This window comes from Paractinoplanes lichenicola, from assembly GCF_016785085.1.
GTDB lineage: Bacteria > Actinomycetota > Actinomycetes > Mycobacteriales > Micromonosporaceae > Actinoplanes > Actinoplanes lichenicola.
Map to the genome: position 1 here is coordinate 14,871 of NZ_JAENHO010000015.1, position 15,219 is coordinate 30,089.

18 protein-coding genes are annotated in these 15,219 nt (G+C 66.3%); 9 read left to right on the plus strand and 9 right to left on the minus strand.

The window, feature by feature from the left end; genetic code table 11:
• Positions 1-2: 2 nt before the first annotated feature.
• The 5 genes from JKJ07_RS40810 to JKJ07_RS40830 all read right to left on the minus strand — a co-directional run bounded on the left by JKJ07_RS40810 (position 3) and on the right by JKJ07_RS40830 (position 4,073).
• Positions 3-2,027, minus strand: a complete 2,025-nt coding sequence (locus tag JKJ07_RS40810) for a hypothetical protein (protein ID WP_202997392.1) — start codon at positions 2,025-2,027, stop codon at positions 3-5.
• A gap of 76 nt (positions 2,028-2,103) precedes the next feature.
• Positions 2,104-2,388: a trypco2 family protein gene (locus tag JKJ07_RS40815; RefSeq protein WP_202997393.1), complete on the minus strand. Its 285-nt coding sequence runs from the start codon at positions 2,386-2,388 to the stop codon at positions 2,104-2,106.
• A 108-nt stretch (positions 2,389-2,496) separates the two neighbouring features.
• Complete coding sequence (locus JKJ07_RS51395) at positions 2,497-2,967, minus strand: tyrosine-type recombinase/integrase (protein ID WP_202997394.1); 471 nt, start codon at positions 2,965-2,967, stop codon at positions 2,497-2,499.
• 16 nt (positions 2,968-2,983) lie between these two features.
• Complete coding sequence (locus tag JKJ07_RS52065; protein WP_307834666.1) at positions 2,984-3,973, minus strand: site-specific integrase; 990 nt, start codon at positions 3,971-3,973, stop codon at positions 2,984-2,986.
• Positions 3,885-4,073: a helix-turn-helix domain-containing protein gene (locus JKJ07_RS40830; protein ID WP_202997559.1), complete on the minus strand. Its 189-nt coding sequence runs from the start codon at positions 4,071-4,073 to the stop codon at positions 3,885-3,887. Before JKJ07_RS40830 ends, JKJ07_RS52065 begins: the two co-directional genes overlap by 89 nt.
• Positions 4,074-4,206: 133 nt before the next feature.
• On the opposite strand from JKJ07_RS40830, the gene JKJ07_RS40835 reads away from it, so the two are divergent.
• The 7 genes from JKJ07_RS40835 to JKJ07_RS40865 all read left to right on the plus strand — a co-directional run bounded on the left by JKJ07_RS40835 (position 4,207) and on the right by JKJ07_RS40865 (position 9,577).
• Entirely contained in the window at positions 4,207-4,680 is a 474-nt protein-coding gene (locus tag JKJ07_RS40835; RefSeq protein ID WP_236030767.1) for a GntR family transcriptional regulator, read from the plus strand.
• Between the two features lie 65 nt (positions 4,681-4,745).
• The gene (locus JKJ07_RS40840; RefSeq protein WP_498370765.1) at positions 4,746-5,477 is read left to right on the plus strand and encodes a protein phosphatase 2C domain-containing protein; all 732 of its coding nucleotides are present in this window, start codon (positions 4,746-4,748) and stop codon (positions 5,475-5,477) included.
• 142 nt (positions 5,478-5,619) lie between these two features.
• Positions 5,620-6,858 (plus strand): TIR domain-containing protein, encoded by a 1,239-nt coding sequence (locus JKJ07_RS40845; RefSeq protein ID WP_202997397.1) that lies wholly within the window; start codon positions 5,620-5,622, stop codon positions 6,856-6,858.
• Positions 6,848-7,540 (plus strand): hypothetical protein, encoded by a 693-nt coding sequence (locus JKJ07_RS40850; protein WP_202997398.1) that lies wholly within the window; start codon positions 6,848-6,850, stop codon positions 7,538-7,540. The genes JKJ07_RS40845 and JKJ07_RS40850 overlap by 11 nt, the downstream gene beginning before the upstream one ends.
• Before the next feature lie 146 nt (positions 7,541-7,686).
• A complete protein-coding gene (locus JKJ07_RS40855; RefSeq protein ID WP_202997399.1) occupies positions 7,687-8,100 on the plus strand; it encodes a TIR domain-containing protein in 414 nt (137 codons plus the stop codon).
• 11 nt (positions 8,101-8,111) lie between these two features.
• Complete coding sequence (locus JKJ07_RS40860) at positions 8,112-9,095, plus strand: caspase family protein (protein WP_202997400.1); 984 nt, start codon at positions 8,112-8,114, stop codon at positions 9,093-9,095.
• Entirely contained in the window at positions 9,095-9,577 is a 483-nt protein-coding gene (locus JKJ07_RS40865) for a hypothetical protein (protein WP_202997401.1), read from the plus strand. Before JKJ07_RS40860 ends, JKJ07_RS40865 begins: the two co-directional genes overlap by 1 nt.
• 941 nt (positions 9,578-10,518) lie before the next feature.
• Here the strand turns inward: JKJ07_RS40865 and JKJ07_RS40870 are convergent.
• Together JKJ07_RS40870 and JKJ07_RS40875 are read right to left on the minus strand one after the other, a co-directional pair.
• Entirely contained in the window at positions 10,519-11,736 is a 1,218-nt protein-coding gene (locus JKJ07_RS40870; protein ID WP_307834668.1) for an RNA polymerase sigma factor, read from the minus strand.
• A complete protein-coding gene (locus JKJ07_RS40875) occupies positions 11,724-12,095 on the minus strand; it encodes a YciI family protein (RefSeq protein ID WP_202997402.1) in 372 nt (123 codons plus the stop codon). Before JKJ07_RS40875 ends, JKJ07_RS40870 begins: the two co-directional genes overlap by 13 nt.
• 89 nt (positions 12,096-12,184) lie before the next feature.
• Between JKJ07_RS40875 and JKJ07_RS40880 the strand changes: the two genes are divergently transcribed.
• Positions 12,185-12,607, plus strand: coding sequence for a YybH family protein (locus JKJ07_RS40880; protein WP_202997403.1), 423 nt, complete (start codon positions 12,185-12,187; stop codon positions 12,605-12,607).
• A 1-nt stretch (position 12,608) separates the two neighbouring features.
• Here the strand turns inward: JKJ07_RS40880 and JKJ07_RS40885 are convergent, their stop codons facing one another.
• Positions 12,609-13,505: a LysR family transcriptional regulator gene (locus JKJ07_RS40885; RefSeq protein ID WP_202997404.1), complete on the minus strand. Its 897-nt coding sequence runs from the start codon at positions 13,503-13,505 to the stop codon at positions 12,609-12,611.
• Between the two features lie 71 nt (positions 13,506-13,576).
• Here JKJ07_RS40885 and JKJ07_RS40890 point away from each other — a divergent pair, with 71 nt between their 5' ends.
• Entirely contained in the window at positions 13,577-14,644 is a 1,068-nt protein-coding gene (locus tag JKJ07_RS40890) for a TDT family transporter (RefSeq protein ID WP_202997405.1), read from the plus strand.
• Here JKJ07_RS40890 and JKJ07_RS40895 read toward each other — a convergent pair.
• On the minus strand, positions 14,578-15,207 hold the full coding sequence (locus JKJ07_RS40895; protein WP_202997406.1) for an HAD family hydrolase: 630 nt from the start codon (positions 15,205-15,207) through the stop codon (positions 14,578-14,580). The two genes, JKJ07_RS40890 and JKJ07_RS40895, sit on opposite strands and share 67 nt — an antisense overlap.
• Between the last annotated feature and the right edge of the window lie 12 nt (positions 15,208-15,219).

Sequence of the window (15,219 nt, forward strand, 5' to 3'; positions counted from 1 at the left end):
GGTCACGAACCGGGCTCGACGACGACGTGGATCGGCTGATACTGCTCGCCGCCGCCGGTGGTATCGGCGAGTACGCACGTGCCGGCGACCGGTTCGATGTGCTGGCCGTCTGTCGGGACGGTGACGGTTGTCGTGTCCACCAGACCGCCGGGCAGTTCGACCTGCTGATCGTCGTCGTGATGATCGAGTCGTTTCACCAGAGCGACGAGTTCGTCGTGGGTCGGCTGCCGGCGCAGCGGGACGATGATGTTGGCGCCGTCGAGGTAGGCGGCGGCCGGGTTGAGCACGTCGGCGGCTTCTTCGGTGGTCCCCTCGATGAACCCGGCCAGCAGCTGCCTGACGAAGGCCGCGATGTCACGTCCGTGTGTCTGGGTGGCGCAGTACTGCAGGAAGCGCTGGGTGTAGAAGCCGGTGTGACACCTCAGATGATCCACCACCCGGCTGATGACCCATTCGGCCCGCTCGCGTTCCCGGCGGTCTGCCAGCTCCGCTTCGACCGGCTGCATCAACGGTCGCAGGACGCCCGAGGTGACCGCGAGGAACCCGGCCAGCCGGCGTAGTACCTCACCCATGCTGCCGCGGTCGAGAACGTTACTCATGTGATCGTTCTCCTCGGCGCCGATCCAGCGCTCCGCCAGCGCTCGGTCCAGTGCCAGGGCGAGTTCCACCGCCAGCTCGCCCCGGGCGGGACCTTCTTCGGGAAGCGTGAGGACCTTGCGATGGTAGAGCTCGTAGAAGACCCCGAGCATGGTGAGCACCACACCGAGCTGGTTGGCGGTCGCGTCGGTGAGACCGCTGGTGTCACCCCGTCCGGAACCCCCCAGGTCCTCCGTCTGCAGGAATGAGGTGCCGGGGTCGTTGAAGTCGAGGGCTCCGGTAGCCGGCAGGTGGAAGATAACCGGGCCTGCGAAAAGGTAGTCCAGCGCGGTCAGTGCGATGTCATGGGCGTGGCCCTGTTGGCCTGGCGCCGGCAGCCCGGCCACGGTCTGCAACGCCTCCACGAGCTCGGCCTCCAGCGAGCGGTCGGTCAGATCCTGAAGCAGGAACGGTCCCTGCCGCTGGACGAAGTCACGGTCGAACATCATCGCGTCGACGGTCACCACCAGCACGGGGGCGATCCGGACCAGGTGAAATTGCACGCAGTACTGCTTGACCAGGGCGTATACGTCGAGGCGCAGGGAACGGTCCCGGTACGGGTTGGTGATCCGGCGGGTGGAGCCCGTCTCGTACACGCTCTCGGTCGCCTCGCGGACCTGTACCTTGTGGGTCGTCTTCAGCGTCGACGCCGATTTCTGTGTGCTCTCGCGTGTGGTCTGGGCGGACGAAGTCGACGTCTCGTTCAGAGTTTCGCTCATCGACGCGTTCACGCCGAGGGTATTGCCCGTCCCTAGCGTGTACGACGCGTTACCCGCGACGGTCCAGTTGTTGGTCTTCGACGAGGACCGGCTGACGTTGACGGCCTCCTTGTCGGCTGTCACGCTCTCCTGCTGGTCGACCTGTTCGACCTCGTCGACCGTCGTCTGATCGAACTGTTTGCGCTGTGTGGTGCGTACCGTCAGGGTCACAGTCTCGGCGGGGGCCAGCGCGACCGACGCGGACAGTTCGCCGGTCTGCAGCCGCTGGAGGAACCAGCGTTGTTCGAAATCGGTCTGAAACGCCAGTGCCGCGCGGGCGGCAGCGATCGGCACGCAGCCCAACGACGGCCCTGCGATCCCTTCGACCGGGTCGCCGAGCTGGATGGTGAGCTCCTGAAATGGGTCAATCTTGAAGAATTGGACTACTTGTTCGGGGCCGTCAGCCGCCGATATCGCGGCGCATGGGGATGCGGTCTGCTGCGGGCAGGGCGGCGGCTGCCGCTGGGGCCAGGTCGTGCCGGTCCGCGCGTCACGCTGCCGTCCCGCCGCCCACTGCCACAGATGATCGCTGCGTGGCGGGGCGGTCGTCGTCGACCGCGCCGGCATCCGCCGGCCGGCGCGGCTGCCGGTCCGGGGCTCGCGCCGCTTCCACCCACTGAAGATCCCCGGCATCATCGGTCCTGTTCATGCCAGACGGCTCCGGCAGAGCCGTTTTTCTCACGTTCCTCTTCCACGGGCTCGGTGCGCATCAGCCGGATGGGCCCCATTGCACCTCTCGCGGCACGCCTGTTATGGGGTGCTCCGGCGGCGGCGCCAGGACGATCTCCACCCGCTGAGTGTCGCTCCTCTTGTGCTGGTACTTCGCGCCCAGTTTCGCTCCGACGACCGGAACCCGCAGCTGCAGGCCCGCGCCCGCGGTCCGGGTCGCGGTCACCGCCGCGACCACGGTCAACTCCCGCACACGAACCAGACCGGCACCGGCCGCTTCGGCGTTCGCGGGCACCGGATCGAACTCACCGCACTGCAGCGGCAACGCCGCCCGGCACCTATCACTCGTGCAGTCGGGTCACTGTCCGTCTTACGGTCAGAGTCATAAGAATCGGGAATTGATAGTCCTCCTGCGCGTGCCGCTCCGCAGGGTTCACTCACCGTGACTCCGGCGAGTTCGGTGATGTGTCAATAGCTTGGCGGCCTCCTCTACCTGCGCAGCCGTCGTCGAGCGCATCAAGTGGGCGTAGACGCGCCGAGTGACTTCCGGTGACGAGTGCCCGAGGATCATTTGCACAATTTCGATCGGTACCCCTCCGGCGAGCATGAGCGAGCAGGCGCCGTGCCGGGTGTCGTGCAGGGGGCAAGGCGGAAGGCCGCACGCGGTCACATGCTTCTCGAACTCGACCGTCACGCGGTCCGGTCGGAGCGGGATTCCATCGGGCCGGCAGAAGACCAGGGCGTGATCTTGGTAGTCGATGCCGAAGAACTCTCGTTCTTCCTGTTGCGCGGCGCGGTGGCGGTTCAGGGCCTCCTGGGCGGGCGCGGCGAGCGGGACCCATCGGCGGCCCTTGCGCGACTTGGGCGCCTTGAAGAGCCGGCCGATGTGTATCTCGCCGCACACCGGGCACGTGGCCTGCTCAGGCGTAACCTGCGAGCGCGTGAACCGAGACGATTGTCTGCCGGACGCGCAGGCCGGCACCGTTCGCGTCGATGTCTGACCACCGCAGGCCGCATAATTCGGCTCGGCGGAGGCCGGCATACGCCGCGAGTTCGTACAGCGCCGACAGTCGGTCATCGAATACGTGTTCGAGGAACCGAGCGGTTTCCTCAGGTTGCCACACCTCGGGTTCGTCATGTTCGTCGATGTCGTTCTCCACAGGTATCGAGTCCATCCGGCCGATCGCGGGATTGATCGAGATCAGCTCGGCGCGCTGGGCAGCCGAAAGGGCGGCGCGGATGGTCCGCCGGTAGCCGTCGATGGTGGCCGGTGTTCGCCGCTCGATTCGTCGGCCGATGTTGCCGACGGGTCGCTCGCCCTCAAGCGGCAGCGCCAGGTCGGCGAGCACCCCTTCGATGTGGCTACGCCGCAGGTCGCGCAATAGCTTGTGGCCAAGCTGGGGCTTCCACGCGTCGCGGATGTGCCCGCGGTAGTTCTTGATCGTGTTGGGCGACTTCTTCGCCGCGATCAGCGCATCGATCCACTGATCGAGCCACCTGCCCAGTGTCATTCGACGGTCGTCGGTCCACGTCCCGGCGTTGAGCTTCGCCAGTTCGGCGGTGAGCGCATCCTCGGCCTCGGTCTTGGTCTTGTAGCCACTGCGAGTGGTCTGGCGGCGTTTGCCGGTGGCGGGGTCGGTGCCGGCGTCCACTGTGTATGACCACGAGCCGTGGGGCTTGCGGCAGTTCTTGACCTTCTTACCGTTGGCGTCGCGGCATTGGCAGCGCTTGAACACGGAGCCTCGCAAGCGGGCCTCCTCCTCAGATCGACGGGCCGTGGGCCGCCGGCAGATACCAGCGGCCCACGGAGGTTGCGGTTGGTCAGGCGGCGAGATGCCCCGCGGCCGGGTCGCTGTCCTGCGTGTTGAGCCAGGTGTGGAAGCGGTGCACCGGTACGACCCAGCGGCCACCGATGCGCTTGGCGGGGATCTCGCCGGCCCGGATCGCCTGGTAGGTACCGCCGAGGCTGAGGCCGAGCAGGGCGGCGACCTCCTTGAGGGGTAAGGCCATTGACCTGCTGAAACAGCAGGGACTAGTTGTGTCCCAACAAGGCAAAGGCAACTTCGTGCGGGAGCGCCCCTCCGCTCGCCGGCACGGCATCGAGCGGTACAGCAAGTCTCGGTGGCGTGAGGGGAAAGCGATCTTGACCGCTGAGGCCGAAGCGCAAGGTCACACCGCCGGGCAGATGATGCGGGAGCTGGCTGAGGTTCCCGCGCCAAAGATCGTTGCGGAGCGCTTGGGGATTCCCGAGGGGACGCCGGTTTGGGTTCGCCGGCGAACAACGCACGTCGACGGCCGGCCGAACCAGTTGGCTGACTCGTACTACGAACTCTTGGTTGTCGAGGGCACCCTGATCAGGGAAGAGAACACCGGCCCCGGCGGCGGATACGCGAGGCTCGAAGAAGCCGGCCACGAGCTGGACGAGATCTCCGAGGAATGGCGCGTGCGCATGCCGACTGGCCCCGAAAGCGTTGCGCTAGCGCTTCCGGCCGGAACGCCCGTCGTCGACCTGACCCGTACGACATTCGATGTCGACGGCCGCGCGGTCGAGGTCATGCTCGCGGTGATCAGCGGCGACATGGTCCAGATGGCTTACAGATTCAAGATCCCAGACTGAAAGGCGAGCACTTGCGGGTCATCGATGCGGTAACCGAGGCCGCGCCGGGCAGCGACAACGAGGATTTGTGGCTGGCGGGCGACAACTGGGCTTTGGTGCTTGACGGCGCCGGCCGGTACCCGGGCGAAAGCGGTGGATGCGTTCACCCAATCACTTGGGTGGTGGCCCGCCTAGGCGAACACATCGCAAAGAATCTCGATGCACGGCCTACAGATCGCCTTACAGAGCTCGTCCGGGACGCGGTATGCGCCACCATGGCCAACCACGGGCCTGCCTGCGACATGAGCGACCCGCTGTCTCCGGGCGCTGCGTGCGCGGTAGCGAGGCATACAGGCTCACATGTCGAGTGGCTTGTCGTTGCCGATTGCGCTGTCGTCATTGAGGACCCTGACGGTGACTGCACGGCCGTAATCGACGATCGAGTAGATCGGTTGTCTGGGGCGCCTGTCACAACCGAGCGTGTTAGGACGTACCGGCCTGACTATGTTCGTACCGTCCGAAACAAGCCCGAGGGCTTCTGGGTCCTCGGTGCTGTGCCTGAAGCAGCGGACCATGCCCTGATTGGCAGTGTTCCTGCCGCCATGGTCAAGAGAGTCCTGATTTGTTCTGATGGCATAAGTAGGCTGACCGAACGATACGACTGGACTTGGCGCCAGGCATTCGATCGGTTCGACCAGGTTGGCGCCAAGGGGCTCGTCAAGGCTGTACGGAAGGCAGAAGACACTGACGTTGAACCAACCCGCTGGCGCGGAAAGCCACATGACGATGCCACAGCAGTCGTCCTAAGCGGACGGTAGCCGCCGATTATTGAAGTAGTGAATGATATCAGCGAGTTTCCGACTTTGTGCTGGTCAGGGTGACTCCAGTCCTCGGAATGGGTCGGCTACTCGGTCGGAACTCGGCCCGACTACTTGACGCTCGCTCGCGCGTGGACGAACGATGAAGAACCCGATCCGCGTGGAGGAAACGATGGTGGCGAATGATGGTGCGGAGCAGATCGTGGCGGTCGCGTACGGACGCGACCTGCACGCCAAGGACGCGGTCGAGACCCTCATCAGCGACTTAGGACTCGTTCCGCTCTCCTTCGATCAGGCCATCATGCGGGCGGCCGGTGGACTGCCCAACACCTGGGACGCGGTGCAGTCGCTGTTCGAAGGCGTGCAAGCGGTCGTCGTCGTGTTCACACCAGACGACCTGGCAATCACCCATCCGGACCTGTGGCGCGGAGAAGCGGACGCGTTTTACGCCGGGCAGCCGCGGCAGAACGTACTGATCGAGACGGGCATGGCGATTTCAGCACTCCCCGAAAAAACGGTCCTCGCTCGCATTGGCGAGGTTCGTCAGGCGACCAATCTCGACGGGCTTAACGTTGTCGACCTCGCGACGCCGGGTGGTGCTCGGCGGTTGGCTAATTTCCTGCAGCGGGCCGGCTGTGCCATCGATCAGGGCCGCCTAGAAAATGCGAATTTACCGAACATCGAGCAGATAGCGGCTGAGGCTCGCAGTCGCGAGAAAGAGCCGGTCTATAGCGAGCGTGGAATCTCTATCTTCGAAGCGGCGCGTCTGGCCGGGCTTCGTGACATCGAATATCGAAGTGGCGTAGCGAAATCGCTTCCGCCAGATTCGTTCTACAAACGCGCCGACGTGGAACTAGCCATCAGCGGAGTCACGGCCTCGTTGACATTTCAGACGTTGGACGACGTGGTCCTCGAATTATTGCGCAGGGATCCTCCGGTCTCGGTCAAGGTGCTCGTCCTCGATCCGGACACACCGGACATGCAGCGCCTTAGCAAACGAGAAAAAAGGCCCCTTGCGGAGGACGTGCACGCAGTCTACGAGGCTATCCGGCATGGAGGCTTCACGTCATTCCCAACCTTTGAAATCAGGCTGGCACCCTTCATGTACCCGTTCACTGGCGTGATGCTGGACGGTGATATCGGAGCGGCTCCCTCCGGAGAATCGCAGCAGATTGACGATCCGTCTTCGTTCCGGTCTGACGCCGAGCTCCGAGTGCAGCCGGGCGGCTACTATACGACGCAGCATCTCGGCCCAGTTCTGCAATTTCACAACACCGAGACGCCCGGGCCTTTCCACCACTTCGCCACCGATTTCCGGCGTCAATGGGCGCACTCGCGGCCGATCAGCATTGACACCTTGGAGGAACTCGTTGACGAATGACGAGTACGCCGGCGCCACCGCCGTCACGCTCTACGGCGTCAAGCCGCCGTTGATGTACCGGTGGCTTGGCCAGTTGCAGGTGGAGATCAGCCGGCAATTCCCGCAGTTCGTCCCGCGGACCCTGGAGCAAATTCATGCCACCGTCATCGGCCTTGAGTTTCCGTTGCGGCCGGTTGCGGCCGAAGACGTGCGAGGCCTCATGCGCAGCATCGCGGAGGCATTCGAGAATCCAGTGGACATGCGGCTCGGCGGCTATTACCCCGGCGCATCTTCGTTCACGAGCCGAGGAGTGGATCCGTATGAGCGGTCGTTCGCTCTCTCTGGTGGCTTAGCGACTCTGATCGGCTGGCCAGTACCGCCGTCCAACATCCTGGGCCGGATCCGTAAGCGGGCAGAGCAGTTTGGGTTCCGGCACCGCTACCACGACGACGGTCCGTCCTTGGACTCAGACTGGTACCTAGTCGTCGGGGACTTCCCCAACGGCCATGACAACCCGCGGGCGGCAGAGAGCCGGATCCGAGATTATCTTGCGGCGCGTCCCCTCGACGTTCGGGTAACTGCCAGCGACCTTGCTCTCGTTCGCTACCAAAAGACGACCTTGGACCTTGCAACCAGCGAAAAGATCGCTGACCTGTCTCCCGATATCGCCGCGCAGGTCGCCGCTATATCACAACCTGCCTAACGGACGGCATCGGGCAAGGCCAAGGAGCGCAGTGCTGAGGTGGCGGCGGTAACGACGCAAACCATCGGCCAGGTGCGCCACGGTTGTCGGTGGCCCCGACTACTGTCTCCGTAGACCGCAGCCGATTCCTCGTCAGGAGACCAGTTATGGCTGATCCGCGTGCATTCGTCAGTTTCGACTTCGACAACAACCAGGTCGAGAAAATCCTGTTCGCAGGGCAGGCTAAGAAGGAATCTCCGACGCCGTTCACGGTGCACGACTGGTCTAGCAAGACCGCGCTGCCGCAGAGCGAGTGGGAAAGGCTGATCAAAGCAAAGATGGCCAGTACGAACATGTGCATCGTGCTAGTAGGTAAGTACATGGCGAGCGCCACGGGCGTCGCCAAGGAGATCACGATGGCCAAGGAACTCAACGTTCCCGTCTTCGGCGTCTACGTCGGCGGGGCAGCGTCAACCAGCACCCTGCCGGCTGGCCTGCCGCGGAATCGCGTAGTGGCCTGGAGGTGGGAGATCGTCGCCGCGGCAGTCGATCAGATGATGGGCGAGGGTAAGAACGCATGAAACGGGCTCTAGTGGTCGGCATCGACGCATACCCCCGTGGGGGATCGCTTACCGGGTGCGTCGCCGACGCCGTCGCTCTCAATGATCTTCTTCAGAAACACGCAGACGGTACCCCAAACTGGGGGACCCGGCTGATCACCAGCGACAACACGTCGCAGATCACCCGTGACAGCCTGCGGAGGGCCCTAACTGAGCTGTTCGCCAACCCCCGTGATGCCGACCTTCTCTTCTTCTTCGCTGGGCATGGCGGGCAGACACCCTGGGGCGCCGACCTGGTCACCCAGGACGCCACCGCGAACAGCCTGGGCGTCTCAATGAGTGATCTGGTCACCTTGGCCAACGACTCAGCGGCCCGCAGCATCACCATAGTGCTTGACTGCTGTTTCAGCGGTGACACCGGGAACACGCCTGGGCTGCAGGCCGCCGGCGTAGCGGAGAGCTTTCGTTTGAATAAGGTGGTCCTTCGGGAGAACCTCACCATTATGGCCGCCAGCCGAGGCACCGAGACCTCTAAAGAGGTGGCAGGGCACGGTGCCTTCACCCGCATGCTGCTTGACGGTCTCGAAGGAGGAGCGACCGATCACCGAGGCAATGTGACCGCCCTGAGCTTGTACGGCTTTATCAGCCCGGCGTTCGGTGCCTGGCAGCAGCGTCCCGTGCTGAAGACGTCCCTCACCGAACCGGTAGTCCTCCGGGTAGGTCCTCCATGGCTCGATATCGACCTGCTACGTCAGCTGCCACAGCACTTTCCGACTGCTGAATCGCGACTGCAACTGACTCCTGCACATGAGGGAGTCGGCCGCCCGCTGCCGGCCGGAGAGCCCGGCACCGTCGAACAGCAACAGTTCGACTACGTCGGGCGGCTGCGCAACGCCAACCTGATCACCACCGACGACAAGCGAGATCATTACTGGGTGGCCATGGAGAGCGGCTACGTCTACCTCACGATGCTGGGGCGTTACTTCTGGCGGCTGGCCAGTCAAGGAGATCTATGATGCGAGTAGGGCTGACTGGACATCAACGGCTAAGCCTGTCCACCCGTCGCACCATCACTTCCTCCATCGCAGGGATCCTTACCGAGCAATCCGATGAGAATCTTGTTGGCATCACCAGCCTGGCCGAGGGTGCCGACCAGCTATTCGCGTTCACCGTCCTAGCGACGGGAGGTCGCCTGCATGCGATCATCCCCAGCTCCGACTACGAGAGCAGCTTCCAAGACGATCAAGCGGCCCGAGCCAACTACACCGCGCTTTGCGGACTTGCCAATGACATCACCACCCTGCCTTTCGCGAAACCTGGTGAGGACGCCTACCTGGCCGCGGGCAAGGCCGTCGTCGACAACTGCGACCTGCTAATCGCTGTGTGGGACGGCAAGCCCGCCGTTGGTAGGGGCGGCACCGGTGACATCGTCCGATACGCCAACGAACGAAGCGTTGACGTGAAGGTCATCTGGCCTCGAGGAGCTCAACGAATCTGACATGCCCCCTACTGCCTCTGGCTGAGCACACGAAACCCATCCACAACTCAGCTGGCTTCCGCTGCTCACGGACTGTTCACACGCGCTTTAGCAAGGTACCGCGCTAGACGGCAACGAACGACGACCCTGGCATGCTGCCACCAGCAGCAACGTCGGTCTTAAGTAGTAGTCGTTGTACGCCGATAAGCTGACTCGCACCCTGAAAATCGGAAGGTCGGCGGTTCGACCCCGCCCCTGGCCACCAGGCTCTTCGCCGGGCACTGAGCATCGTCCACCTGCGGAAACGCACGGTGGACGTTTTGCTTCCCGGGCTTCGTCAGCTCACGACCACTTCCCGGCATAATGCAAGTACTGGCCGATTCAGGGCGCCTAAGGTGTCGTGTACTAGCAGTAGGCTTCTGATGACATCGAGTGTAGGTTTCTCACGTTCGATACTTGATGACCGCCGAAATGTCGCGCCCACTCCCTATCGTGGGATGGTCAGCTGGTTCCCTGTAGTCACCCTTGGAGGGCGCGCCATGACCCCACCGTTGACTGCCGCGCAAGCCGACGACGAGGTGCAGGTCTTCAAGCCGTCCAAGGACGATTGGGACGCAAGGAACACGGCAGCCTAGGAAAGCTGCATCTCCTGACAGGCGGTCGACGCTATCGCCCTTCGGTCGAAGACGTCCTGGAGATGCTGATCGATGAAAGGGTGCTCGACCCCAAACCTGGTGCTCGGCACCGCCTATCGGCGAGTCGCGACAAGTTCCAGCGGCGTCAGCTTCGAGCAGCGATTCGTCGAGATCCTGAAGCCGCCGTCTTGGAACTTCGTGACGCCGGCTACGAGGTTCGGGAGCCGGACCAGGTCGCCGCCCCGGTGGTACCAATCGGAACTGCAGGAGGTCGTCGCCGATTACAGCCAAGGAAGAAGCGCTGACAGAACCCCCGGGCGATTAACTCTATGAGCGCAACTGAGCGGCCCGCGACTCCAAGTAGCGGCGCTCCGGCAGGCTCAGCGTCAGCCGGGCGGCCCGCAAATATTCGTTGCGGGCTGCGCCCGTATCTCCCGCACGTTCCAGCAAGTGCGCCCGCACGGCGGCCACCCGATGATGCTCGGCCAAGGCTGGATCCCCAGCCGCCTCCTCCAGCGCCCGCAACCCCACCAACGGCCCGTCCACCTCGGACAGCGCGACCACCCGGTTCAGCGTCACCATCGGCCCCGGCGCCACAACATGCAGCAGCCGATAGAGCTCGAGAATCTGCGCCCAGTCGGTGTCCGAGGCACCCGCGGCCTCGTCATGCACCGCGGCGATAGCGGCCTGCAACTGAAACGGCCCCACCGCCGTATCCCGCAGGGCGGCCGTAATAATCTCGATGCCCTCATTAATCGCGGCCCGGTTCCACAACGTCCGATCCTGCGCAGCCAACGGCACTAGGGCACCATCGGCGCGGGTGCGGGCCGGCCGCCGGGCATCGGTCAGCAGCATCAGCGCGAGCAGTCCCGCAACCTCGCCGTCGTCCGGCACGAGAGCGGACAGCTGCCGCGTCAGCCGGATCGCTTCAGCACTCAATTCGACGCGGTGTAACGACGACCCCGAGCTGGCCGTGTAGCCCTCGTTGAAAATCAAGTACAAGACCTGCCGTACGCCGACCAAGCGGCCTGCCATCTCGGAAGCGGAAGGCAGCACGAATCGAGCCCCGGCGTCTTTGATCTTCTTCTTGGCCCGGCTGATGCGCTGCCCCACCGTGCTCTCCGGCACCAGCAACGCCCGGGCGATCTCGGCTGTGGTCAGGCCGCCCACCGCACGCAGGGTCAGTGCCACCTGGGACACGGGTGTCAGGGCCGGGTGGCAGCACAGCAGCAGCAGCGTGAGCTCGTCGTCACCCCGTACGGAAGGAACTGGCTCTGGCGGCACTGCCTCGCGCCGGCGGCGGGCCTCCTCGTTGCGCAGCAGCTCGATGCGACGCCGGGACGCCACCCGGATCAGCCACGCCCGCGGGTTGTCGGGCACGCCCTCGGCCGGCCACTGCTTGGCCGCCGCCAGCAGTGCCTCCTGCACCGCGTCCTCGCTCGTGTCGAAGTCGCCGTAGCGGCGGACCACCGCGCCCAGCACCTGCGGCGCGGCGGTGCGCAAAATGTCCTCGAACGAAGGCGAAGGCGGGGTCAGAATTCCCACCCGCTCATGTCCAGCACCGGTCGCACCTCGACCCCGATGGTCGCCGCGTCCGGCACTTTCGCGGCCCACTCGTACGCGTCCTTCTCGCTCGCCACGTCGATCAGGTAGAAGCCGGCGAGGTGCTCCTTGACCTCGGCATAGGGCCCGTCCGAGACGACCGTGTCGCCGTCGCGGACCGACACGTACCGGGCCAGCGAAGGGTCAGCCAGCCCCTCGGAGGCGACCAGCACCCCGGCCTCGCCCATCTCCGTGCTCAACCTCAGATGCCCTTGCCCGAAGGCCATCTGCTCGTCGTCGGTCATCTTGTCCCAGATCGCCAGGCTGCGCTCGTTCGACTGGATGAGGATCAAATACTTCACGAGTTCTCTCCTTCGCTCACCGGGATGTCGAAGCCACCCGCCCAGCTTCGACGTCCCGGGCGAGAAGTTCCTAGAACAAGGAGTTCGACATGCGGGAGATCCAGGAAGTCATCGAGGCGCGGGCGGCCCTGTTGAGCGAGGGCGACGTGAAGGGTCACCTGGCCTGTTCGGCCCCCGAGGTGGTCCAGTTCAGCTTGGCGCCGCCGCTGGGCGAGCGGGTCGACACGAGCGACCCCGGCCCGATCGAGCGATGGCTGGCCACGTTCGAGGCCCCGCCGCAGCGCCGGGTGACCCAGCTGGAGATCACCGTGGACGGCGACGTCGCGTTCGCCACCAGCTACGACTCGATGAGTGGCCGGCCCAAGGGCACGACCGACGACTTCACCCTCTGGTTCCGGGTGACGATCGGGCTGCGCCGCATCGACGGGCGCTGGCTGGTCGTCCACGAGCACGAGTCGGTGCCGTTCCTGATGGACGGCTCGTTCCTGGCCGCGACCGGTCTTCAGCCGTAGTTCAGGCCCGGCGGGCGATCGCGTAAAGGTCGCGCGCCGGCCCGATCAGCTGGTCGGCGGCCCGCCACACGGCCCGCAACCGGCGCTGCAACGGCACCGCGGTCGGCACCGCCACGAGCGTGCCGGCCGCCAGCTCGGCCGTGACCGCCAGCGAGCTGAGCACCGCCACCCCCGACCCGGCCGCCACCGCGTGCTTGATCGCCGTCGTCGACGACAGTTCGAGCAGCGGCGCGGCCGCCGTCAGGTCACCCAGCGCCTGGTCGAACGCCCGCCGCGTGCCCGAGCCGGCCTCGCGCGACACCAGCGGGGTGGCCGCGAGCTCGGCCGCCGTGACCGACCGGCGCCGCTTCGCCCACGGATGCCCGGGCGCCACCACCACGGCCAGCCGGTCGGTCGCCACCACCTCGTCGTGCAGCCCGCCGGGCAGGTCGGGGCCCTCGACGAAGCCCAGCTCGACCTGGCCGGCCAGCACCGCGGCGGCGACGTCGGCCGAGTTCGCGGCCTGCAGGGTGACGGCCAGCCCGGGGTGGGCCGCGCGCAGGGCGACCAGCCAGGCGGGCAGCAGATATTCGGCGACGGTCTGGCTGGCGGCGACCGTGAGCCGGCTCTCGTGGGTGGCGCGCAGCGCGGCCAGGCCGGCGGCCAGCGCGTCGGCCGCGTCGACCGCCGCGCGGGCCCAGTCAGCGACCAGCGCTCCGGTCTCGGTCAGCGTCGAGCCGCGCGGCGTGCGGTGCAGCAGGGTCAGCCCGACCCGCCGTTCGAGCTCGCGCAGGCGGGCGCTGGCGGCCGGCTGCGAGATGCGGTGCTCGGCGGCGGCGCGGCCCACGCTGCCCAGCCGGGCGACGCTGAGCAGCAGGTCGAAGCCGGTCAGGTCGGCGGCCAACGGGGGCAGAGGCATAAGATCAGGTTATGACCTCAGGCGGGATCACCGCCTACTGGCCTGCGCTTTCCCGGCGCAAGGTGGAGAGCATGTTCGGACCCAACTGGTTCGCCTCCGTCATGGGCACCGGGATCGTCGCCACCGCGGCCGCCACGCTGCCCGTCCAAGTGCCGGGCCTGCACGCCTTCGCCACCGTGATGTGGCTGCTGGCCGTCCTCCTGCTCGTCGCCGTCCTCACGGCCACCGCCCGGCGCGGCGTCAGCCACCTCGACGACCCGGTGCTCATGCAGTTCTGGGGCGCGCCGCCGATGGCGCTGATGACCGTCGGGGCGGGCACGCTGCTGCTCGGCCCGGGCGAGTTCGCCGTCGCGGCCGACCTGGTGCTGTGGAGCGCGGGCACGCTGCTCGGCCTGGTCGTGGCAGTCGCCGTCCCGTTCCGCATGATGACCCGCCCCGAGCTGGCCGCCTCGCCCGACGCCGCGTTCGGCGGCTGGCTGATGCCGGTGGTCTCGCCGATGGTCTCGGCCGCCACCGGCGCGCTGCTCGTGCCGCACGTGGGCGACGGCCGCGACCTGCTGCTGGCCTGCTACGCCTTCGCCGGCATCAGCCTGTTCGCGGCGGTGATCGTGATCACGCAGATCTGGGCCCGCCTGGTGCGTCACCAGGTCGGCGCGGCCCGCATGGTGCCGACGCTGTGGATCGTGCTGGGCCCGCTCGGCCAGTCGGTGACCGCGTCCCACCTGCTCGGCCGCGCCGCCGAGGGCGTCCTGCCCGACCCGTACGCCTCCGGCGCGCAGATGCTGGCCCTGCTCTTCGGCGTCCCCACGCTGGGCTTCGCCCTCTTCTGGGCCGCCCTCGCCGCGGCGATCACGATCCGGACCGTACGGGCTGGTCTGCCCTTCAGCCTGACGTGGTGGAGCTTCACCTTCCCCGTGGGCACGGTCGTCACCGCCACCGGTGGCCTGGCCGCCCGCACCGGTTCGCCAGTGCTGACCGTGCTGGCCGTGACCTTCTTCACCGTCCTCGTCACCGCCTGGACGATCGTCGCCACCCGCACCCTCCGCAGCAACCTGTGGCGCACGGCCCCCGGTCAAGGCTCGGCGCGAAGCCGGTCGAGCAGGGTGGCGCAGTCCGAGGCCGTCACCGTCGGGCGATAGGTGAGCGTCGCGGGCCACTCCCGCCCCGCCGAGACCCACCCCGTACGCAACCCGGCCGCGGCTCCCCCGCCGATGTCGTACTCCGCATGGTCGCCGACCATCCAGCCGCCCTCGTCCAGCCGACGCCCCACCGCCGCCGCGGCCTGCTCGAAGATCGCGAGATCGGGCTTACGCACCCCCGCGCCCTCCGAGACGACCCACGCCGCCACCAGGCGGTCGAGCCCGGTGCGGCGCAGTTTGGCCTCCTGCTGGGCCACCGTGCCATTCGTGACGACGACCGGCACGAAGCCGGCGGCCGTCGCCCCGGTCAGGGCGGCCGCCACCCGCGGGTCCGGTGAGAGCTGGTCGACCATGCCTTTGCGCAGCTCAGCCAGCATGTCGGCGGCGTCCAGGCGGTAGCGCGCGGCGATCAGCCCGGCCAGTTCCTCCCGCCGCCGATAGCCGTCGCGGTCCTCCTCGACGAGCCATGGCACCTCGGCCGCGCCGAAGCGGGCTTGGGCCCAAGTCTTGAAGGCCGCTGTGCGGTCGATAAGAGTGTTGTCCAGATCGAGCAGCAACAACATTCATCGATCTTG